Here is a 22785-nt window from a genome sequence, read left to right as displayed (position 1 = left end):
GTTGTATTACTTAGGGCTAGCTACACTGCAAACTTGATTAGTTCACAATATAGGCAAACAACATTAATGATACTAAAGGGAGTAAATTATTGCTCAGGTATTTTAGCCATTTTCAAAAATAGGCAATTAATGATCTGTAAAACTAAGCTTTCACACAAAGGCTGACTGAAGATTGCCACGACTCGCAGTAATCCATAACATAATGACAGTCACAAGTCGAAAGCGGCTTCTGCCACTCAAAACTTCTCCTATGGGCAATGCTTGCTTTCCCATAAGGGTACGGTGATTGTAAAGTAATTGTCAGATTATTTGACATACATCTCTAAGTAAGGTAACAAAAGTGACTTCCAGTGCAGACGAAATTCAAAAGCTGATCGCAGACATTGACAACTTACTTGCCAGTGGTGGCAAGCGTATGTCTAGATTTCTGTCTGGTCAGGCGCAAGAGCCTAAAGAAGTTTTAGAACGAATTCGCAACTTCTTGGTAAGGCTAGAAGAAAAAGAAGCATTAGAGAATAGCATCCCAAATGAGTCTTCTAAAGAACCGCGATCGCCGACAGAGCCATCGCCTTTATTAACAAAATTTATTGAGCAAGGTTATAATCAGTATCCACTACCCCGGCCCGAATCCAATCAGGAACAGAGTACTGTTGGGGCAGGACAATTAAAAAGTGAATTTTCGAGCTTAATCCAGCCATTGCGATCTGAATTAGAATTGCTCTTGCAAGAGCGAGCCGCTCTCATACAGGAAATTAGGCAGCTAGAGCAAAGGCGATTGCAAAATTACTCCTTAGCGCAGCAGTTGACAAACCAGGAGCAGATGATTACCGAGTTTTTACAGGTACTCATGAGTCGTCTTGTGCCAACTTTAACGCCACAGCTAGCACAGACGCGGGAAAATTCCGCCACTTCAGGAGCAAATAGTGCAAACTCAGAACTAGGAATCTCTGCAACTCAACCGTTATTAGAATCACCAGACCCTACGGAACGTTTAACTCACCTGGCCAGGGAGTTGGATCAACGTTTATTGTCACTAGATGGGACTGTAAATGTAGTATTTGAAGCACTACAACGCAACATTAATACTTATCACGAGTCCCTGTCGCAAGCATTGGCAAGAATGCATAGTCAGGGGATGCAAGGCGAACAGTTGATGGCCAGCTTTCTCAACAATTTGACCCAGCATTTGCAGCAGCAATCCCCTAGTTCCCAACCGCCTTTCCTTGAGGTCGAATCTGATACACCAGGATCATTAACTGACCCCACCGAGATTTTTGCTGGAGTTGCACCCCAACCCTTAGAGCTTATACAGCCAGAAACATCTTCGCTCACAATTGATCCTAAGCAACAGGATACTAACATTACAGACATTACAGAAGATTTAGATGCAGCGCTGTTGCAGCTTGGTATAGATTCGTCTCTATCTTCCCAGCAGACTGAATTACCGCAAGATATTTCCGCGTTAATTGGTGATGAAGTAGACCAACTTTACGCTAGCTTGTTTGGTACTGGTGATGTTAATAATCCAAGTCTTGAAGTTTCCACAGCCTCAGAATCAACGTTGAACATTGCTGAGGGCGCATCTGTCTCTCCGACTGTGGATTCTGAAGCTGTAACAGCAGATACGACGGATCTGTTCGATCTGGGCACCGTTAACCCAGAAACAACCCAACAGACTCCAGTAGAAAATACAGCTTTATCAGATTCACACGAAGAACTATTTTTTGAAGAAGATACAGATATAGAGCTTGTTAGCTCTACTCCACAAGCAGTTGCCGCAATAGACAGCTTGGAGATCGGCAATCAGCCAGCTAGCACTGATACAATTAATACTCTAACTGAGCTATTGCCTGATACAGGTAATGAGCAGGAACTGCTGGAAGTGTCATTTTCTGAGGATAACGGCACAACTATAGCACCAGTTACTCCCGAAGTAGCGGAAATTGCGATTGCCAAACCGGAAGTACTAATTAACGATAATCAGCCAGAACTGTCTTCAGATGACTACATTGCTGCCTCGCCACAAGAAAACTTGCTTTGTGTTGAGTCAAACCAGGCTCCAGCGGTAGTTGATATTTCTTTAGATGAAGAACAGTTGCAGCAATTAGATCAGGATTTAGCTAATTTTGATCTACAGCTAAATTCTGAGTCGCAGCCAGCTACCAACTTGGATATTTTCTCAGAACTACTTGATGATAATCTACACATAATTCCCATAACTTCCCCTGAGCCGCCAACAGAAAATCTCCAAATAGTAGAAAATACCTCAACTGCTGCTTTCTCTAGTTTGGCAGTTCCCCAGGTAGAAACTGAACAAGAAAAGGAAATCACTACTCCTGTTGAAGAAAGTTCTTTACCTCCAATTTCCAACTCCATCAACAATCCAGAATCGCTCAATGTTCTAGAATCAGTCTGGTATTTAGGAATTGATTTAGGTACAACAGGAATTTCTGCGGCATTATTAAATCGCTCTACTTTTGTTGTACATCCTATCTACTGGTCAGCAGAAAATCCGCCGGGAACAACTTCTTTTCAGCAATCATTTCGTTTACCAACAGAGGTTTATCTGCCTACAGCTTCTGTACCCCACGGAGAAAACGAAAGTATCGAAGTACATGAGCGGACTACACCTGCGGCTGTTGCCCAAGATAAAGTACCCGATCGCTCGGCCACCACTCCTGCAACACGGACAACAACAGATGCGACGATAAATAATCTCTACTCGGCGCAGTTGAAGCCTTATTTACAAGTAGCCATTCCCTACAAGAGTGAACGGCAGAAATGGGAACCTGTTTTGCAATTAAATGAATTTTCGGCAGGCCCTTTGATTTGGGTTGTGCGATCGCTCTCTAAGCTACTATTAACCCTCAAATCTGAAAAAACTTGTACCACTCCTAGTTTAATGGCTGCTGCTATGGGGATCAGCGAACAAGATTTCCCCAAAATTATCAATAATATTGCTGGTGTAATTTGCACCTGTCCATCTAGTTGCTCGGAACAATACCGCTTTAACGTGCGGTCAGCTTTACTCACCAGTAAACTCATCCAACATCCGCAGCAAGTCTTTTTTGTCGAAGAAGCGATCGCTAGTTTACTCCCAGAACTCGATGCTCCTAACGGTGAGCAAGTAAAATTAAGCCAAAATCAGGGTTCTCATCCGGCAAAAACCAGCGAAAATCCCATTGTTGGCAATACCCTTGTGATTAACATTGGGGCAACCGCCACAGAAATGCTGCTGGTCAATCTCCCAGAAACATTGCAGCAATTGACATACAATGATTTCATGCTCCACAGTTTTGCTTATGCTGGTAAGGGAATTGAACAAGATATAATCTGCCAGTTGCTATTGCCACCGAAATCTCGGCAATCACGCCCACAAACCCAAGGCAATCACAAAACTACTACCAATAATCCTTGGCAATGGCAACCGTCAATTCCCGGTTTAGACCAAATGCGTTGGCAGAGTTTAGGGTTGGAAGAATTAGAACTACCTAGAGTCGGAGAGCCAGATATCACCGCTCGGATTCGCCTCCAGCAGCGTCTAGAAAGTTCCCTGCTGGGACAGGGAGTATTAGATGCCGCACTAGCTCTAAAGCTGATTTTGCAACACCAAGACTCTTTTACCTTAGAATTGGCCGATCAGCAGTGGATTTTGCAGCGACGAGATTTAGAAAGCCAAGTATTTATCCCCTTTGTGCGTCGTCTGAATCGAGAACTCAACAAGTTATTGGTAGCTCTTGGCATCCCCACAGAATCCATTAATCAAGCTATCCTGACTGGTGGGGTGGCTTGTATCGGAACGGTGAATCGCTGGCTGCGGCAAAAACTCCCCAGCGCTAAGATTATTCAAGATTTATATCTCGGCGAAAACGGTGCTCCTAATTGCAGTCGCGTTGCTTATGGTTTGGCGATGCTGCCTTTGCATCCCCAGATATTAGATATACCCAGGCAACAATACACTGATTATTTCCTATTTACAGAATTGCTGCGGCTGCTACCAGACCGACCCTTATCTTTCGGTGAAGTTATCCAGTTATTTGAGGGTCGTGGGATTAATACTCGCACTTGTCAGCAACGTCTGCTGGCTTTTTTGGAAGGTGAACTGCCTTCGGGTTTGATACCTTCAGTTACAGATTCGGCTTGGCTGACTCAGAGTTCGCAAGAAAATCCTGACTATCAGGCGATCGCTACAGCACCACTTTTTGAAAAACAAGGGAGTCTCACATATCGTCCCAACTCCCAACAACTGTTGTCTTTGCGTCGCTATCTAGATGCAATCAAGGCTAGTAATCAGCAATCACTGGAGGAAGCATACTTAGTGAATTTCGCTTTAGAGGTTAATCATTGACATTAGTAAGTAAGTCGGTGCGAATAAATTGAACTATTTTAAGTAATGTAAAATTATTGTAATCGATTTCGTAGTCAGGACTTTAGCCCTTCTTTTAGGACTAAAGTCCTGACTACAAACCTTTAAGTATTTACACCGCTTTACTTACATCACGGATGAACCTATCCCACTAATAATATATGTGCTACAAAGCTTAAGCTTATTGAGAACTGAAATCGAAAAATCAAGGTTTTAAGCACATTTTACGAAAAGAAGTAGAGATTATTAGAATAGTGGGATAAATTCATGTGTCTTTCTGAGTCAGTCACATCCTGATGAGCTTTTAACTTTCAACACTGTTAGGACTTACGCAAAAACCCTTCCAAACTCTCATTCCTCCGTGATTTCTGCATCCTCTGTGGTTCGGTTTTCCGTTACCTTTGCGTAAGTCCTATGTAATGCTTTGTATGTATATCCATAACACTAGCTTTTTTAGCTTATGGGATGATACTGTAATTTTACAAATTCCTACCTTAATTAAAAGATTCTGTAAACTTTAGGTTTTCGGTTTTTATATTGCTTAATTTTTGCGTATGTTAACACTCAGTAGTACTGACAAAATCAATAAAAATCATTTAATAATTATGTTCATGTCTACACTACTGATTCAAAAAGTCCTATTGTAGATAAGTTAGTCGTTGTGAATCATCTTTATCTTTATTCAGTTAATTGCTCGCAACAGCCTTTCCACCCGTCAACCTTAAGCGTGAGAAAACGATTAATTGACATTGTTGGAGCGATTGTGGGGCTGATAATTACATTTTTCATAGCAATTCCTGTAGCAATTGTTACTTTTATAGATGCTCCAAGCCCAATATTTTATTCCCAAATTCGCTGTGGTTTAAACGGAAAAACTTTCCGCATCTGGAAATTCCGTTCAATGATCGTCGATGCCGATAAATTCAAGCATTTGGTCGAAAATCAAGCCAAAGGTCACATCTTTAAATCTGTTGACGATCCTCGCATTACTCCTGTGGGTAAATTTTTGCGGCGTACTAGCTTAGACGAATTTCCCCAATTTTGGAATGTTCTGGTAGGGGACATGAGTTTAGTTGGTACTCGTCCACCCACTCCTGATGAAGTCAGCAATTACGATCCACACCACTGGGATAGATTGCGAGTCAAACCAGGTATTACTGGAGAATGGCAAGCTAATGGGCGTTCTAGCATCACAGACTTTGAAACCATTGTCAAGATGGATCTAGATTATCAACGTAAGTGGTCTGTAACTTATGACCTGAGTCTGATTATTAAAACTATTTGGGTAGTCTTGAAGAAGACTGGGGCTTATTGAATTTGTCATTTGTCATTTGTCATTTGTCATTGGGCATTAATTATTTTTCCCTCATCTACCACTTTCTTGTTCTGACTTCTAACTTTTTAATTCTTCAACCCTTGACCCCGCTACCAGTTTCTGTGGGTACAATGTAACGTTGTAAAAATAAAAATAGTAATAATACTGGGGCGATCGCAATTACTGAACCAGCAGCTACCAACCGCCAGTCAAGGGAAAATGTACCTGCTAGCTTTGCGACTCCCAAGGGAAGAGTGTATAAATTTTCATCTTGGATGACAATTAAAGGCCATAAAAAGTCACTCCAAGCACCAATAAATACAAAAATAGCTAAAGTTACCAATGCTGGGCGAACTGCTGGTAACATAATATGCCACCACAAACCTAACTCGGAACTGCCATCCATCCGCGCGGCTTCTTCTATCTCTTTGGGTACGCTCATAAAAGCTTGACGCAACAGAAAAATGCCAAAGGCAGAAGCTAAACTCGGAAAAATCATTCCTAAATAACTATTTCTCAAACCCAACTGGACTGTCAAAATATAAAGCGGAATCATCACGATTTGGAAGGGAATCATAATCGTAGAGACGATCGCTACAAAAATCCAGTCTCGCCCGACAAATGATAATCTTGCCAACGGATAGGCAGCTAAAGCGCAAAACAGCAAATTTAAGCCCACAGTCAGCACTGATACCAAAGTACTGTTATACAGGTATTGTCCAAAAGGTAAAGAGTTCCACACACTAACGAAGTTATCTAGTGTAGGTGAGGCAGGCAATAACTGTGGCGGCGACTGCAAAATATTTTCTGTAGGCGATTTCAAGGCTGTACTAACTAGCCACAGTAAAGGAAAGAGCATCACTAGTGCGATCGCTCCCAATAGCGCATACATCAGCAGAATTTGCCATCGTGATTTTTTCCAGTTCAGCATTTGATTAATAACTTTTTCAGTTCTCTAAATATTTATTACAACTTTCTTTATAACGCTACAACTTGCTTTCAATATTTTGCACTTGCTCAAATATTTGGTGGATGCTCACCCATTTTCACTCACATTTTCCGCACACGAGTTAATTGCAGACGATTCATTTTTACACTATAAATTGTTGCTCTACCAATGGTTGTAAGTCCTACAATTTCTGTAGCATCTTCACTTCAAATAAAATGGTCTGCCCATAATTGCTGTTGTGGATTAAATAATTTAACCTCATTCTGAGTATTAGAGTCAATTGCTGTTTGGTGAGTTGCTTTATAACGATTACAACATGGACAAGCCAAGCATAGATTTTCTCTCTCCAGTTTTCCCTCCCACAGACAAGGAAATGATATCCTCAAATTCAAAAGTAGTGACTGTTAAAGCTTCAGCAGTGCGACAGTAAGCACACAAATCACCAAAATTACTGCGAATTTTATTTTGTAATTCAACAGGAATGTAAGGACTCACGCTGCTTGCTGTTTATTTTGAAAAATATTTAATGTATATCTAGCTCTAGTTTTAATAATATTTAATTGGTCAACTTGTGCCAATAATCTGTCTAAGGTTTCAGTTTCGTCATCTGACAATGATTTGTCAGAATTTTTAATTAATAATTTTTGTAAGTGTATCTGAGCTTTGGGAGATAAATAACTTTCTGCCAAAGCTTGCAATTCATCTAGATTTAAACCAATCAATAATTCCGAGTCTACAGATAAGTTAGTTAGCTGTTGATAAGTTTCTAAATCTAACAGGACTCCAACTTTTCTTCCCTCTGCATTAGTGACATACTGAACTGAGTCAGACATGGCTTTACTTTAGAATTTGATTAATTTTATCGTAATCTATCATCAATAATAAAACATTTGATGATGTGTGTTCAGCATCCTGAATCCTTTAGCCTTTCCTAGTCAATCCGGTTTCCGTAGAAACAGCTTGTAGTGGTTTATCCCAAAGTTCAATAGGTATTTTGGACAAATAGGCAAACTCAAAGACAATTCCGATAGTTGGCTTTGTTTGCCATTGTGGTAAACTGAGCAAGCGATCGTAATATCCACCGCCATAGCCTAAGCGATATCCTTGATAGTCGCAAGCGACACTAGGGACAAGAATCAAATCTACTTCAGCCGGATCTAAGATTGGAGCGTCGGGGTGTGGTTCAGTAATGCCATAAGCGCCGCTTTGGATAGAATCACTCGGTGTCCAAAGATGCCAAGATAGGGATTTTTTATCAATGCAGCGAGGAAATCCCCAACGGTATTTGGTGTTTGCAAATAGTGGACTGAGATCGGGTTCTTGGCGAAAGCTGAAATAAGCGAGTATTGTTTTTGCTTGGGTAAACAAAGTAGAGTTTTGTAAATGAAAGCATAAGCGATCGCTTTTTTCTCTCCACTCTTGAACGGACATTGATTGACGAGCTTTAAGTAGAGTGCGCCGTAGTTCCGCTTTATTTAATTGATGATTAACTTTGTCCATGAAAATTTATAGCGTCAAATAAATAAGCCGGGCGATGCCCAGCTTAAGTACTCTACACTCACCAGTACATTGTTATACAGCGTGCTGACGATACCATTCAATGGTATTTTTTAACCCTTGCTCAAAGCCCACCTGAGCCGTGAAATTAAAGGCTTCCTTTGCTCGTTCAGTATCTAAACAACGGCGGGGTTGACCATTAGGCTTGTCAGTTTGCCAAACAATTTCACCCTTAAACTCCATTAATTCGCAGATTAGAGTTACTAGATCAAAGATGGAGATTTCATAACCTGTTCCCAAGTTAACTGGTTCCGATTCGTTATAGAATTGAGTTCCCATAACAATCCCCCGCGCTGCATCTTCTGAATACAGAAATTCACGAGTGGGACTGCCATCACCCCAAACTGGGAGTTGCTTTTCTGCCTTAATTTGGGCTTCGTGAACTTTGCGAACTAATGCTGGAATAACGTGAGAACTTCCTGTGTCAAAGTTATCTTCTGGGCCATATAAATTCACTGGCAGTAGATAAATTCCATTAAAACCGTACTGCTGGCGGTAAGATTGCAATTGGACTAAAAGGGCTTTTTTAGCAATTCCGTAGGGGGCGTTGGTTTCCTCTGGGTAGCCATTCCAAAGATCATCTTCTTTGAATGGCACCGGGGTAAATTTAGGATAGGCGCAGATTGTGCCAACACAAACAAACTTTTCTACTCCAGCTTGATAGGCAGCGTGAATTAGCTGCGTTCCCATAATCAAGTTATCGTAGAACAACTCTGCGGGTTTTTCACGGTTCAGACCGATACCCCCAACATGAGCTGCTAGGTGGATAATTACGTCTTGCTGGTCAACTGCGCGTTGGCTATTTTCCCAAACACGCAAATCACAATCACGCGATCGCGTGATTGTAATCTTCTCACGTTCAGCCCCTGCTTTACACAGTTGATCTATCACCTGACGACCTAGAAACCCCGACCCACCAGTGACAAGAATGCGTTTATTTTTTAATTCTAAGCCGGTCATATTTTTATCCTCTGTGGTGCGAATCAGAAGTGCAAAGCGCCCAGTTGTTGACGAATAGTCGCAATATCTAATGGAAATTGTGAACCATTTCCATTGGGTGAAGTGTGACCCAATGCTTGTAAATCTGCTTCTACCATTAAGGAAACTAGTTCTTCAAAGGTTACTGATGGTGTCCAGCCCAACTTCTGGCGTGCTTTGGTAGAATCGCCAATCAATAGCTCTACCTCAGATGGACGGAGGTAACGCTCATCAAACTCTACATAATCTTCCCAATTAAGATTTACGTAACTAAATGCCAGTTCCAAAAACTCGCGTACCGAGTGGGTTTCACCAGTAGAAATTACGTAATCGTCTGGCTGGTCTTTCTGCAACATCAACCACATTGCTTTAACGTAATCCTTCGCATAGCCCCAATCTCGCTTTGCATCTAGATTACCCATGTAAATTTTTTTCTGCTTACCAGCAACGATACCAGCCACTGCTCTAGTAATTTTGCGGGTTACAAAGGTTTCACCCCGTCGTGGTGACTCGTGGTTAAAAAGTATGCCATTACAAGCAAACAAATCATAAGACTCACGATAATTTACAGTTTGCCAATGGGCATAAACTTTCGCACAGGCATAAGGGCTGCGGGGATAAAAGGGCGTTGTCTCGGTTTGAGGTATTGCTTGTACTAAACCGTACATTTCCGAAGAACCCGCCTGATAAAATCGCACCTGAATTCCGGTACGGTGTTGATAGTCCCGAATTGCTTCCAACAGACGCAACGTTCCCATTCCGACAGCATCCACCGTGTATTCTGGTGAATCAAAGCTTACTCTGACATGGGATTGAGCGCCTAGGTTGTAAATCTCTACTGGCTGGACTTCTTCTATAATGCGTCGCAGCGTCGTACCATCTGTCAAGTCACCATAGTGAAGAAACAACCGCACTCCCTCTTTATGGGGGTCTTCGTAAATGTGATCGATGCGGTCTGTGTTAAAGGTAGAAGTCCGGCGAATAATGCCATGAACCTCATAACCTTGTTCCAACAAAAATTCACTTAGATATGAACCATCTTGACCAGTAATACCAGTAATCAACGCTCGTTTCTGTTGCGTCATGCTTAATTATCCCTTATTGTCTTTGATTAAAAAGTTACAGCCAATCTGATACAACCTAGCAGCTAATTGCTTAATTGCCTAATGGTAAACATACGAGTTATTGTTGTTCAGAGACTTTCTCCGTAAATAGATATACTTAATAAAAAGTAATTTAACACGTAAGTTCAACCTAGATATATCAAGATTGTTTAAATATATATATTTCTTTTCCTATATAAATCAAGATTCTTTTTGTATATGTTCTTTGCTTGTGAAAACTTTATAATGTAATAGGTTTTATAAAGACTAAATAAAATAAATATTTTAAATTAGACTTTTGCCAAAAATCAAAATAAGAGCAAAGCAAACCACAGATACACACTCAAATAAGTCTAAGTTAAGTAGAAACGCATAAATTATAGATAACTATGTAAATAACGAAGAACAATCATTTAGTTTTAGGGATAAAGTTAGTATTTAGGGGCATTAACTGCCCCACAGAATTCACCCTAAGTAGTTACTCAGTATGCCCCGTTATTTTTAGGCAGAATGACTACATCAACAGTTTTCAAGATGATCCATAAATCAAGCCAGAGATTCCTAAACCTAGCATAATGCAGGTCTATTTGGACTCGCCGAGGGTAGGGAATATCATTACGCCCAGACACCTGCCACAAACCTGTAATTCCTGGACGGATCGTTAAAATCTCATCAATGTAAGAACCGTATTTTGGCAGTTCTTCTGCTACCAAGGGTCGGGGGCCGACTACACTCATGTCCCCTTTTAAAACGTTCCAGAACTGGGGAAATTCGTCTAAGCTAGTAATTCGCAAAAATCGACCAATTTCGGTAATCCGGGGGTCTTGTTTCAGCTTAAAACTGCTTTCAAATTCTTGTCGCAATTCGGGCGATGTTTCCATCATTTGCATGAGGATTTCGTCAGCATTGCTTACCATTGTTCGGAATTTAATACAATTAAACGTTTTATAATTTTTCCCTACCCGTTCCTGGACATAAAAAATTGGGCCTTCTGAGCTGAAAGCAATCAGCAAGGCCAAAATTAAGTAGACGGGCAAGAACAAAATTAACACCGACAGCGAAAACACTATATCGAACAGTCGTTTGGCAAACTCTCCGTTTAAACCCTGAAAAGATAAACCTTTTGGTTTAACTTTTGGTGTTTTCGTTTTTTGACCGCGTTTTAAGAAACGCGTAGACGTTCTGGTGTCTTGCCTTACGCCTCGTTTGCCGGAGAGGAGTGAGCTCTGGGCAGTCATCATACTCCTTAATAATCCACACCACACATAGTCCCAATATTAAAGCCAAAATGAGGTGCTTCTGGGGAAAATTGCCAAAAGCCTAAAAAAATAAAACGTTATTCAAGACCATCATTGCAAAAATGGTCTTTTTTCGTTACATTTGTTTACAAAATCTAGATAACGATCTGCAAAAATTTGCGGTGAGAACTGCGCGGCGTGCGATCGCATATACTCGGAACTGAACGAACCCTCATACACTTCAAACTTTTCTACTGCCTCCACTAAAGCCGCCTCTGTTTGCGTCCTGAAGAATATACCTGTCCCTGTATCCGCACAAGAGCGAATATCTCGCACTGTTTCTAAAGCACCCCCTGCACCGTAGGCAATCACTGGCGTGCCACAGGCTTGTGCTTCCACTAGGGCGATACCAAAATCTTCACAAGCTGCATATACAAACGCCTTAGCCCTAGACATATATTTTTTTACCACATTATCGGGTTGCCATCCCAATATTTGGATATTAGAGTTTGCCATTTCACGAATCTTGTTCATTTCATCTCCTGTACCAATGACTACTAATGGTCGTTTTAGTTGATTAAAAGCCTTGACAATCAACGATATTTGTTTGTAACTCACTAACCGGGAAACTGTCAGGTAAAAGTCCTCTTTCTCAGACAGAAATGGAAATTCCGCAATATTCACTGGTGGGTAAATGACTGTTGCTTCTCGTCGATAGCAACGCCAAATCCGCCGAGCTGTATGCTGCGAGTTGGCAATGAAGTAATCAACGCGATTGGCACTCAATACATCCCACTGGCGTAAACGATGTAACAAATACCGCGTCACCCACCCAGCGAAACCACTACCCATTTTGCTGTGGCGCAGATAATCAAAAGTCAAGTCCCAGGCATAGCGCATAGGGCTGTGACAGTAGCAAATATGCATCTGTTCGGGAGTGGTAAGAATTCCTTTGGCAACAGCGTGGGATGAAGACAAAATTACGTCATAATGCCGTAAATCGAGTTGTTCAATTGCCAAAGGCCACAAAGGCAAGTATTTTTGTATACCGTTGCGGGCAGATGGAAAGTTCTGGAGAAACGTCTTGCCAATTTGACGCTTATATAAATAACTTTCAGGATTACTGGATTCAAAATCGATCAGGGCATACAAATCAGCATCAATGTGATTCAAAATTTCTCGTACAACGAGTTCTGAACCACCGGTGGCTTTGGGTGTCAGCCACTCATGAACCAGAGCATATTTCAAGGGCACAGCTAACTTGAATAAATTGAAATTACAAAGGGCAACTTGATGACGTTAACTGAAAAGTCTTCCCCTGTGATTAATTAACGGGAAGCGCCCCAGATTAGCACATAAGACGCAATCTTACCTTAGAGGTTCCAGATGGATGCTGCAACCTGATAATCTCAGAGTGGAGAGTGGGGAATGGGGAATGGGGAAATAAGGAATACCAATAGTTATTCTTCCCCTGTTTCCTCTGCTTTTCCTCTACTCCCTACTCCCCACTCCCTACTCCCTTGACAACAACTGATATAGAAATGGTGAATTTATGCGAATTTTAATTATGGGTGGTACTCGGTTCATTGGTGTCTATTTGACTCAACTATTAGTGGAACAAGGACATGAGGTGGTGCTGTTCAATCGGGGAAATCGGCCAGCACCTTCTTTAGAGGGAGTAGGACAAATTATAGGCGATCGCACTGATGCTACTCAATTAAAGGCAAAGTTATTACAAGAAAACTTTGATGTCATTTTTGACAATAACGGGCGGGAACTTACTGATACTCAACCACTGGCGGAGATTTTTCAAGACCGAGTGCAACATTTTGTCTATATGAGTTCTGCCGGGGTCTATCTCAAATCTGACCAATTGCCCCATGTAGAAGGTGATGCAGTAGATCCTAAAAGTCGCCATAAGGGTAAACATGAAACAGAAGCTTATCTGACTCAATTGGGATTACCTTTTACTTCCATTCGTCCTACTTATATTTACGGGCCTCGTAATTATAATGAGTTGGAAGGTTGGTTTTTTGATAGAATTGTGCGCGATCGCCCTATTCCCATCCCCGGAAATGGCTTGCATATCACCCAGTTTGGTCATGTAAAAGACTTGGCACTAGCAATGACTAAGGTTTTGGGTAATGAACAAGCCATAGGACAGATTTATAATATATCTGGCGATCGCTTTGTCACTTTTGATGGTTTAGCCCGTGCTAGTGCTGTAGCGGCTGGCAAATCACCTGATGCTGTAAAAATCGTCCATTACGACCCGAAAAAGTTTGATTTTGGCAAGCGCAAAGCTTTTCCGATGCGAGTGCAGCATTTCTTTGCTTCGGTGAACAAAGCACAAACAGAATTAAACTGGCATCCTGAATATGATTTAATTTCTGGATTACAAGACTCTTTGGAAAATGATTATTTGGCTAATGCAAAAGACAAAGCTGAAGTAGATTTTTCTGTAGATGAGGAGATTTTACAAGCTGTTTAATAAAAAGATTCCCAACTTATCTAAAAAGTTGGGAATATTAAGCTTTATTCCAAAGAAAGAATCTTTTCTTTTACCTGGGAAAGACGCAATTCATCGCGTCTTTAGGTTTTACTTGAATAGGAATAATATTTTTATTGCGTATTACCACTAAAATTACTTTTTGTAAATACTGCTGTTGGTTGATAAATAATATGAACAAGTTGCAATATCCACTCCATAATATTCTAGGAGCCAGGGCCCGCTTAGGTGAAGGCCCCATGTGGGACTCTACCCAAAACCTACTGTATTGGGTCGATATTTTTAACCATCGGGTGCATCAGTTCAATCCTGCCACGGGGAAAGACTTGTTTTTTGATGTGGGAGATGTTGTAGGTGCGATCGCAACAGCAGGTGCAGATAGATTAATTATGGCACTGCGTCATCATCTGGCATTCCTCAACACCCAGACAGGTGAAGTCACCCCAATCTTAGAAATTGAAGGAAATCTACCAGATAATCGTTTCAATGATGGTAAATGTGACCCTCAAGGGCGTTTTTGGTTTGGCTCAATGTGTTCTTTGGAAAAACCACAGGCTAGCCTCTATCGCTATGACAATGATGGTTCATTGCATGTAATGGAAACAGGATTGACTATTTCTAATGGTTTGGGGTGGAGTCCCGATCAAAAGACATTTTACTTAACAGATTCTCCTCAGCAAAAAATATATGCTTATGACTTTAATTCAATAACAGGAAACATTAGTAATCGTCGAATTTTTATTGATTTAACTCATGAATCTTTCCATCCAGATGGTTTGGCAATAGACAGTGAAGGACATATTTGGTCAGCTATGTGGGATGGATGGTGTGTAATTCGGTTCAATCCCAAGGGTGAAGAGATATTGCGGATAAAGGTACCTGTGCAAGTGCCAACTAGTTGTACTTTTGGTGGTGAAGATTTGCAAACACTCTACATAACTACTGCTTCGGTTGGATTAAGCCAGGCAGAGATCGAAAAAAGTTTTCACTCTGGTGATTTGTTTGCCCTCCAAACTGATGTTTCTGGATTACCTAATTATGGTTTTAAGGAATTATAGGGGTTCTCGACTACAGATAATTTAACTATTGTGCTATGTTTTCTCCTCTCCACATCAACACTTGCTGTTTAAGTTCTCTCATATCTAAAGAATCGCTAGCAAAAGCTTTTCGTAAAAGTGGATGAGGAATAAATTGATCATACTTTTGAATTTCCGGTGCCTCTGAAGTACTGAGTAAATCTTCGGAGCTAATTCTTTGCTCACACAATGAAGCAATTTCGTGATAAAGATATTTAAATTTATCCTTGCCTAATTTAATTGTTAAATAATAAGGATTTACTCCACCAATACTTGTAATTTCCAAGGATTCTCGACAGTAGAAGTTGAGTAATCTTTCTAAAGTGCGATAAGCAACCGTACCCATCCAGGGAAAAATGCAGCATTTACCTTTTTCTAATTGCAAGATATTTTGTTTATCTAATCCTACCTGCTGCACCAATTGGCGAACTTTACGTAAACGCTGCAAAGCATTTTTTTGCAAATAGCTGTACTCGACATTTTCAAATAGAACCTGTTGCATTCGTTGTAAAACTTTGGTGTGAATAGTGCCACCACTACCACGCCAATAAATACTAGCTTTACCCTCGGCTTGTTTAACAAAAATAGCTTTCTTTTTAAAGTCAACTTCTACGACTTCCCAAGTTCTCCCAGCTAAAGCAAATTGATTTCCAACAGCAGGCGGCGTGACGATACTACCAATTTGCGTTGCACCTTGCTTAACAATATATTCTTGCTGTTCAGCAAATACAGCATAAAACTGGAATTTTCTCACAATCTTTTCTCCTGCTAAACCCAGGATTAATTTACCTTGCTCAGTATGCTGAATATGACCAATATCAATTAAATAGCGGAGCAATAGTTGAAAATCTTCTTTTAAAATAGCAGCAAAGGGCGGCAAGCTAAAAATTTGTTTAGCTAAGGCATTAGGTGAAATTCCCCCTGCTGCTGTTAAAATACTCATTGTTTGGTGATAAAGCAAACTCAAAGGATATTTAATCGGTCTGATTGGTTCAATCCATTTTTCCTCTAAATAAAGTTGAATGATAGCAATAGATTGCAAAAGTTGCCAAGGTATTTGCTCCGGTAAAGAAGCTTCTGATAATGGTTTCTCTTCAGCACAGATAAAGCGCATATCAGCAGCTTCACCTCTTCTGCCACTACGTCCTAAGCGCTGTAAAAAGCTAGCTACAGACAAGGGCGATTCTAACTGAATAACTCGCTCTAAATGACCGATATCTATGCCTAATTCTAAAGTTAGAGTGGCGGCGGTAACTGCTGGATTGTTAGGTTCACGCATCGCATTTTCAGCAGCTTGCCGCAAGCTAGCAGATATACTCCCATGATGTACATGATATATATCTGGTAGCCTTTGTTCTGTGGCTATTTGTCGCAAAGATGCTATTACAGATTCAGTTTGTGTGCGATTATTAGCAAATATCAGGCATTTGCTAGATTGGCTGAGGTTGAAAATATATTTTTCATAAGCTGTGGCATTTGATTCATCTACTTCATTAGTAATATAAAAATGTTCTACAGCTAGTTTAATTTGGCGTTTTATGCCGTCAGTTTGCGGTGTAATCACTAGCTTATCTGTTCCTGAACGCAACCAATCTTCAGCTATTGAGTAATCACCAAGAGTTGCCGACAAACCAATCCGGCGCGGTTGCTTTTGCGTCAACTTTGCTAAACGTTGTAGTTGGCAAATAATTTGACAACCGCGTTCGGAACCCATAAAGGCGTGAATCTCGTCAATGATGACAAATCTTAAATCACCAAATAAGCGAAGGAGGTCGTTATTTTTGTTTATTAACAAGCTTTCTAGAGATTCTGGTGTAATTTGTAGAATACCTTGAGGATTTTTTAAAAGTTTGTTTTTTCGAGTTTGAGAAACATCACCGTGCCAGTGCCAAACTGGAATATCTGCTTCTTTAAGTAAGTCGTTGAGGCGCTCAAATTGATCGTTAATTAAAGCTTTGATGGGGCTAATATATAATACACCTACAGTTGCAGCAGGGTTAGCATGTAATAAAGTCAAAACTGGTAGAAAAGCTGCTTCTGTTTTACCCGCAGCAGTTGCAGCAGTAACTAGCAAATTAGCATCGGTGTCAAATATAACTTGACAAGCGGCAATTTGAACTGGTCGTAATTCAGTCCACTGGTGATGATAAATATATTCTTGGATGAAGGGTGCAAGTCGGCTAAAGGCATCGCTCATGTTTTTTAGGGTTGCTTGATATTTATCTCTTGCAAAGGTTCTGAGGATTCTTCTAGTTTTATACTACCTATTGATTTACCGTTGATTTGCAATTCATTCTCACCCTGTTGCAACCCTTCCAGATAATAAACTCCTGCACTGTTAGTAACGGAAAAACGACGTTTCCCTGTACTTAGTTGTATAGCTTCTACCCTGACTCCAGCAATGGCATTACCTTGGGCATCTGTAACAACCCCTGAAAGAGTATAGGAGCGAATCAAAGGTATCATTACACTGGTGTAACTACCAGCAACTACATTTACAGCAATGGCATCAGTTGATGCTTGCCAATCAACAGGAAACCCTGCCGGATCGATATCTAAGCGATAAGTTCCCGGGTAGAGACGTATATTGATCCGATCGCTTTGAATACTTGGTTGTAATCTCTTAATGGGTTGGTTATTTACTAACAGCAACAAATCAGAATTCTCTGTGTAAATGCTTTCCCCCCGATCGAGTTTACCATTTTGATTTTTATCCAAAAATGGCTGTATCATTAAACCGCCTTGAGTACGGAAGTATTGAGAATGCCTATCTCCGGCACTCAAACCTCTTTGTAAACCAAGGCTAGAGACAAGTTCTAAACTAAAAGAACTTTCATCGGAAGTTAGAGATACAGCTTGGTAGCGTCCCCGTAGCATCATACCGGGTAACACTGTTGTTCCTAACGAGGCAAGTATGCCATTACCCTGAGAACCAATTCCATAACCGAGTTCAGCTTCCCAGAGATAATTACCATCACTGGCTCTTTCTTTAGAACGGTACTTCCATCCTAAAGTCAGCAAATTGTCATTACTATTTTGACTACGGGTTTCATAATTAAGCAGTAAGGCATGACCATAACTATAAGTACTATTCTCAGAAAGGTTATAGGTTAATTCTGATAAAGCACCAATTTCATTACCTTGCAGATTCAATGCGATTCTACCAAGACCTTGTAACAAAAACCAACGGAAATTATTTTCTGTATCTAAACTAGCGCGGCCAAAAGTATAAAAATTTCCTTGACTATAATTAAACTGGATGCCGCCAGAAGTAGCACTACGGCTGTCAACAGTAGTAAATAAGCTAAAATTTGGCAAAACACGCCAATCGGCATAAAAACGACTAGAAAACTTATCGCTAATAAATGAAGCACTGAGGTTAGGAGATGGATTGTAACGGATATCTGTATTTAGATTTAATTCATTACCTGCCAAGGCAGAAACGGCTACTTGCAAAGGAAAATTATTAGGTCGCCAAAATAACTCTGCTAACCCTTTTAAAGATTCATCATACACTCCACCGAAACCAACTGTCAGATTTTGTGATAAACCCCAACGTCTATAAATTCCCCCGCCAAAATCAGAAAAATTCCCTACAAGACTTTGATTAGTTAAATTTCGGCGCAATCCCCCAGAAATAACCCAGGCTGAAGTACCTGCGGGGATTTGTCCTGCTACTGTGGAAGATGTTGCTTCTCGAATTTCTGGTGGTGCAGTTAGCCTTCCTTGGGGATATAGAAAAACCCGGTAGTTACTACCATAAATTCCGTTCTTATTCTTGATGTTTTCAAAGCGATAAATTCTAGAAGAATCTATCAATACTTCGGCAATAACTTTATTGCCAAAGCCTTGGACTAATCTCACTAAAGTTCCTGGTTCGGCTTCTCCTGAAATTGTCCTGCTAATGGAGGCCGCTTGCAAGCGTTGGCGAGGATCTGAAGCACCTGCATAGAAGTATTCTGGTGGTGTAAACCCCTGGCGTTCAATTAAGGTAAATCCCCAATAATCTCCCGTTCCCTGACTTTGCCAAAAAGTCGGTTGAGAACCAACAAAATAATCTGTTTGATCAGTTTGTCGCAAAAATTGGGCTTCAGCTATATTCCATGTTCGGATATTTTGTAAATTTGGTTGAGTTGAGCGGATAAACCAAGAACCATCAAAAGCTGTACCTACAGCCTGAAAATCACCAGTGTAACTTGGTGAAAAGCTTCCATTACCTGTAACATTCACCCTCTGTTCAAGAGCTGCAATATTGAATTTGCCTGGTTTGAGGAGTGGTAAGCCTTCCAATATAACTGGTATGTCGCTATCATCAAAGTTATTGGAGTTATCTAGATTCAACCACGGGATATCTAAAACAATGGCGTACTCATTAATATCAAATTGTGATTTCACGCCAAACAGCTTTTGTAAATCTTGGATGGAAAATACTAACCCCAATTCTGGATCGTTACGCAAGTCTTTCGGGTTTATACGCGTCACAATTCCAGAAGAACGGATTTCTAATCGACCATCATTTAAAGTAGTTACGTTCAGCTTCAATGCTTCAATTACAGCGTCATAGGGAATCAGCCAATTTTCAAAATCAATCGCTTTTGTTCCATCTTCTTCTCCACGCACCAGTAGACCAGGGTTGATATTACGACTACCTATATTCAATCCCACAGTAAATACCTTAAATCTAGCTGCTGCTAAAGTTACAGCCGCATCAGAATCGTTTGGAGATGAATCTTTAACAATGCTCTCACTCTGTAATGGTGAAGGTTGTACTTGAGAAGATAGAGGAACTGGAGATTGACTAACTACCTTTAAAGGTATTATCGATACAACAGTAGAAAACAGTATTAATAGCCAAATCTTTTGTGTCTGCATTTTTTATAAGAGTATAATTCAACTACTAAATTGCTTTGTAAATGCAATTTAGTAGTTGAAACAATTCAATGAATGTTGTATTTTGACTACAATAATTAGTGTTAACCGTATTGATTATGAAAGGTTAAGACAGTGCCTATCTGATGAAGACCAATCAAAATTAATCCGATTAACCATTGGTCTCAAAAAACTAACTGAGTGAGAACTAATGGCAGAAAATTTACTCTAAATGTAGTTAACTATTTGTAAGCATAAAAACACAAAAATCGCTATTGAAAATTTATTATAATTACATATAACCTACTTACAAAATATAAACCTCAGTATAATTAACAAGATATCAATTGAATTAATATTTTTTCTGGTAATTATACTCAACTTTTTTATTTACCATTAAGATAAATTATTTGTATAGATAGCGATTCTGCTAACTAAAATTTAGCTATTGCCAGTTGTTTCTCTTCAAGTTTAAGCAATTTAAAAATTCTTAGATGTTTGGTTGTATAACAGCAACAATTGCCAACAATTTAACAAAATCCAAAATACAAGAATAACCAAATATGATACGTCGTATTGCTTTAGCCACTGGTTTAAGTCTTTTGAGTGCTCTAACTTTTGCATCTACAGCAAGTGCAGAAACAAAAACGCAGGACATACTATTCAGCGGTACTGTTCCGGCAACTTGTACATTTTCTAATGTACAAGATGGTGTTTTAGCGCAAGGAAGCCCAGGAGATTCGTGGGTTGAAGGTGCTGCTGGCATTATTGGTTCCACTACAGGTAAACCCGGTACAGCGACTCTTAAATGTACTTCGGCCAGTTCACTTAGCACTGGAGTACCACTTCAAACTGCTGCACCTGCTGGTTTTAACGCCCCCATAAAACAATCAATTGTCTCCGATGGTACTAATTACACCAGTACTAGTTCAGGTGATCCATTTGATAGTGGTTTGTGGGGTCAATCTAATGCTCCTTTAGATATCCCCGCTGCTACTGACGTAGCTCTTACAATAGGTATGATTGCTGGTGATAATACTGGTGGCGTGCCTGTTCCTGCTGGCACTTACTCTTATACAGTCACCTTGACTGCTACTAATCTGTAACTTAAAAATAATAATAAACCTAATTTGACAATAAATCAGGTTTATTATTAATAAATAATATTGAAACCTTTTGAGTAATTCATTTTGATTAAACTCAAGCAAAAGCTAACAACTTACTTGTTGTTTTTAGCCAGAAATCTTGATAAATATGAAATTAATTTTTAAAATTCCACTGCATTTAAGTAGCGTTTTGTTATCTAGCGCTTTACTTTGGGGAAGTACTGCACTAGCAGACATTGCTATTTCTCCTATGGTTATTGAAACTCAGGCTAAACGTGGACAAACACAAGGTTATATCACTGTATACAACCAAGAACGAAATACATTCCGCGCCCGCGTTTATACTTCTCCTTTTACCTATGACCATGAAAATGGCTTTCAAACTTTAACTTCTAGCCCCAATGACCTGAGTCGGTATATACAATTTTCTCCTAGAGAATTAGAAGTTCCTGGCACAGCTAAACGTAGAATCAGATTTATTGTGAGGTTTCCCCCCAGCTTACCAGATGGGGAATATCGCACCATGATTTTTACAGAGAACTTACAGACTTCGACAGTAACACAAACCGATGCGACCAATAATAATGTCAAATTCCAAACGACTATTATTCCTCGGATTGGTGTAGCTGTGTATGTGCGTAAAGGGGATATTTCACCCAATCTCATTCCTAATAGTGCCAGATTAAATCCTCAAGGTCAGATTCAATTATTAGTTCAAAATAAAGGTAAAGCATCGGCAATTGTTGGTGGTAATTGGACAATCAAACAAGGAAGTCAGGTAATTAAAACAGGCGCAATAAATAATACAACTGTGATTGCAGAAGGTGAACGTTATTTGTCAGTTGATTCTTTAAATAAAAATCAGCCTAAGCTCAAGTTATCCCCAGGAGAATATAAGCTTTCCGGTGAGTTGGGATGGGGTGAGAACAATAAAAATAAAATTCCCTTTAGTGTAAATTTGACAGTACCAAAAAAATAAAAACTATTAATAAATTGGGTAAAACCCGGCTTCATAAATGAGGCGGGTTTTTATTTTTAATTTATTTTGATTGTATATTTAATTGATTCAAAAAAGTTAAGGCGGCGTAATAGTGACACTGAGATTAAGACTGTAATTGTAAGTTCCTGGGGAGAAAGCTACGGGACGTTGTACACGCATTCCTACTTCTAAAACCGTATTGCCTGTAGGTAGATTTGCAATGTTCTTAGTGTTGTCACTATTATCGCTTCTTAAGTTAGTAGAACCAAACTTTAAAAACCCAACCCGTGTTGTACCGTTTGGATCTTCTGAAGGGCTAGATGCACTGGTAGGAGGCAAAATAGTAATTTGAGCATTCCTATTTTCTGGTACGTTGACAATAAGAGTTACTGGGGTTAAAGATTGCAGCACTTTCATTTCTGTCCCCGTTGGCTCTAAAGTACCAGGAAGAACATTTTTAAAAGTTACTTCTGCCAATGCAGACGTAGTAAGACAGTAGTAATTTACCAGCACAAAGCTAGAAATCAAGGCTAAACGATAAAACATAAGTAGTTGCTTTCTTACTCCCTTTGATACTGTACCAGTGTTAGCTACTAGCCAAGAAAAAACTTCAGTAAAAGCACGGAAGTAATACTCAAAGATGTGATGGGCAATTAGATGAATCTCTTAATTAAGTGGGATTTTGAAAAATTTTGTCGATTTTTATCCCTATTGACTCAAGGCAGATTAACATCTGTCAA

At 39.9% G+C, this 22785-nt stretch carries 17 protein-coding genes; 6 read left to right on the top strand and 11 right to left on the bottom strand.

Annotated elements, in window-relative coordinates:
- Window positions 1-340 precede the first annotated feature (340 nt).
- Together LC608_RS14270 and LC608_RS14265 are read left to right on the top strand one after the other, a co-directional pair.
- Window positions 341-4348 (top strand): hypothetical protein, encoded by a 4008-nt coding sequence (locus LC608_RS14270; protein ID WP_229554179.1) that lies wholly within the window; start codon window positions 341-343, stop codon window positions 4346-4348.
- Between the two features lie 679 nt (window positions 4349-5027).
- The gene (locus LC608_RS14265; protein WP_229554178.1) at window positions 5028-5681 is read left to right on the top strand and encodes a sugar transferase; all 654 of its coding nucleotides are present in this window, start codon (window positions 5028-5030) and stop codon (window positions 5679-5681) included.
- A gap of 94 nt (window positions 5682-5775) precedes the next feature.
- Here LC608_RS14265 and LC608_RS14260 read toward each other — a convergent pair whose 3' ends face one another.
- The 8 genes from LC608_RS14260 to LC608_RS14225 all read right to left on the bottom strand — a co-directional run bounded on the left by LC608_RS14260 (window position 5776) and on the right by LC608_RS14225 (window position 12760).
- A complete protein-coding gene (locus LC608_RS14260) occupies window positions 5776-6612 on the bottom strand; it encodes a carbohydrate ABC transporter permease (RefSeq protein ID WP_229554177.1) in 837 nt (278 codons plus the stop codon).
- Window positions 6613-6939: 327 nt separating this feature from the next.
- On the bottom strand, window positions 6940-7125 hold the full coding sequence (locus LC608_RS14255; protein WP_229554176.1) for a hypothetical protein: 186 nt from the start codon (window positions 7123-7125) through the stop codon (window positions 6940-6942).
- The gene (locus LC608_RS14250; RefSeq protein ID WP_229554175.1) at window positions 7122-7463 is read right to left on the bottom strand and encodes a hypothetical protein; all 342 of its coding nucleotides are present in this window, start codon (window positions 7461-7463) and stop codon (window positions 7122-7124) included. Before LC608_RS14250 ends, LC608_RS14255 begins: the two co-directional genes overlap by 4 nt.
- Window positions 7464-7551: 88 nt before the next feature.
- A complete protein-coding gene (locus LC608_RS14245) occupies window positions 7552-8130 on the bottom strand; it encodes a 5-formyltetrahydrofolate cyclo-ligase (protein WP_229554174.1) in 579 nt (192 codons plus the stop codon).
- Between the two features lie 72 nt (window positions 8131-8202).
- The gene (locus tag LC608_RS14240; RefSeq protein ID WP_229554173.1) at window positions 8203-9147 is read right to left on the bottom strand and encodes a GDP-L-fucose synthase; all 945 of its coding nucleotides are present in this window, start codon (window positions 9145-9147) and stop codon (window positions 8203-8205) included.
- A 23-nt stretch (window positions 9148-9170) separates the two neighbouring features.
- Window positions 9171-10250: a GDP-mannose 4,6-dehydratase gene (gene gmd, locus LC608_RS14235; protein WP_229554172.1), complete on the bottom strand. Its 1080-nt coding sequence runs from the start codon at window positions 10248-10250 to the stop codon at window positions 9171-9173.
- Between the two features lie 500 nt (window positions 10251-10750).
- On the bottom strand, window positions 10751-11506 hold the full coding sequence (locus LC608_RS14230; protein WP_229554334.1) for a sugar transferase: 756 nt from the start codon (window positions 11504-11506) through the stop codon (window positions 10751-10753).
- Between the two features lie 111 nt (window positions 11507-11617).
- A complete protein-coding gene (locus LC608_RS14225; RefSeq protein WP_229554171.1) occupies window positions 11618-12760 on the bottom strand; it encodes a glycosyltransferase in 1143 nt (380 codons plus the stop codon).
- 298 nt (window positions 12761-13058) lie between these two features.
- Between LC608_RS14225 and LC608_RS14220 the strand changes: the two genes are divergently transcribed.
- Together LC608_RS14220 and LC608_RS14215 are read left to right on the top strand one after the other, a co-directional pair.
- The gene (locus LC608_RS14220; protein ID WP_229554170.1) at window positions 13059-13997 is read left to right on the top strand and encodes an NAD-dependent epimerase/dehydratase family protein; all 939 of its coding nucleotides are present in this window, start codon (window positions 13059-13061) and stop codon (window positions 13995-13997) included.
- Window positions 13998-14188: 191 nt separating this feature from the next.
- Window positions 14189-15073, top strand: coding sequence for an SMP-30/gluconolactonase/LRE family protein (locus LC608_RS14215; RefSeq protein ID WP_229554169.1), 885 nt, complete (start codon window positions 14189-14191; stop codon window positions 15071-15073).
- 25 nt (window positions 15074-15098) lie between these two features.
- Here LC608_RS14215 and LC608_RS14210 read toward each other — a convergent pair whose 3' ends face one another.
- Together LC608_RS14210 and LC608_RS14205 are read right to left on the bottom strand one after the other, a co-directional pair.
- Complete coding sequence (locus LC608_RS14210) at window positions 15099-17288, bottom strand: DEAD/DEAH box helicase (protein ID WP_229554168.1); 2190 nt, start codon at window positions 17286-17288, stop codon at window positions 15099-15101.
- A 5-nt stretch (window positions 17289-17293) separates the two neighbouring features.
- Window positions 17294-19963: a carboxypeptidase-like regulatory domain-containing protein gene (locus LC608_RS14205; protein WP_229554167.1), complete on the bottom strand. Its 2670-nt coding sequence runs from the start codon at window positions 19961-19963 to the stop codon at window positions 17294-17296.
- Window positions 19964-20523: 560 nt separating this feature from the next.
- Here LC608_RS14205 and LC608_RS14200 point away from each other — a divergent pair.
- Together LC608_RS14200 and LC608_RS14195 are read left to right on the top strand one after the other, a co-directional pair.
- Window positions 20524-21066, top strand: coding sequence for a hypothetical protein (locus tag LC608_RS14200; RefSeq protein ID WP_229554166.1), 543 nt, complete (start codon window positions 20524-20526; stop codon window positions 21064-21066).
- 148 nt (window positions 21067-21214) lie between these two features.
- Window positions 21215-22045: a hypothetical protein gene (locus tag LC608_RS14195; protein WP_229554165.1), complete on the top strand. Its 831-nt coding sequence runs from the start codon at window positions 21215-21217 to the stop codon at window positions 22043-22045.
- A 96-nt stretch (window positions 22046-22141) separates the two neighbouring features.
- On the opposite strand, the gene LC608_RS14190 is transcribed toward LC608_RS14195, so the two are convergent.
- A complete protein-coding gene (locus LC608_RS14190) occupies window positions 22142-22591 on the bottom strand; it encodes a hypothetical protein (RefSeq protein WP_229554164.1) in 450 nt (149 codons plus the stop codon).
- Window positions 22592-22785: the final 194 nt, after the last annotated feature.

Origin of the sequence: Nostoc sp. XA010, from assembly GCF_020829625.1 — a bacterium.
In the GTDB taxonomy this organism is placed as follows: domain Bacteria; phylum Cyanobacteriota; class Cyanobacteriia; order Cyanobacteriales; family Nostocaceae; genus Nostoc.
Note: the sequence above shows the minus strand (reverse complement) of the source record. Positions and strands in the feature narration are given on the sequence as shown.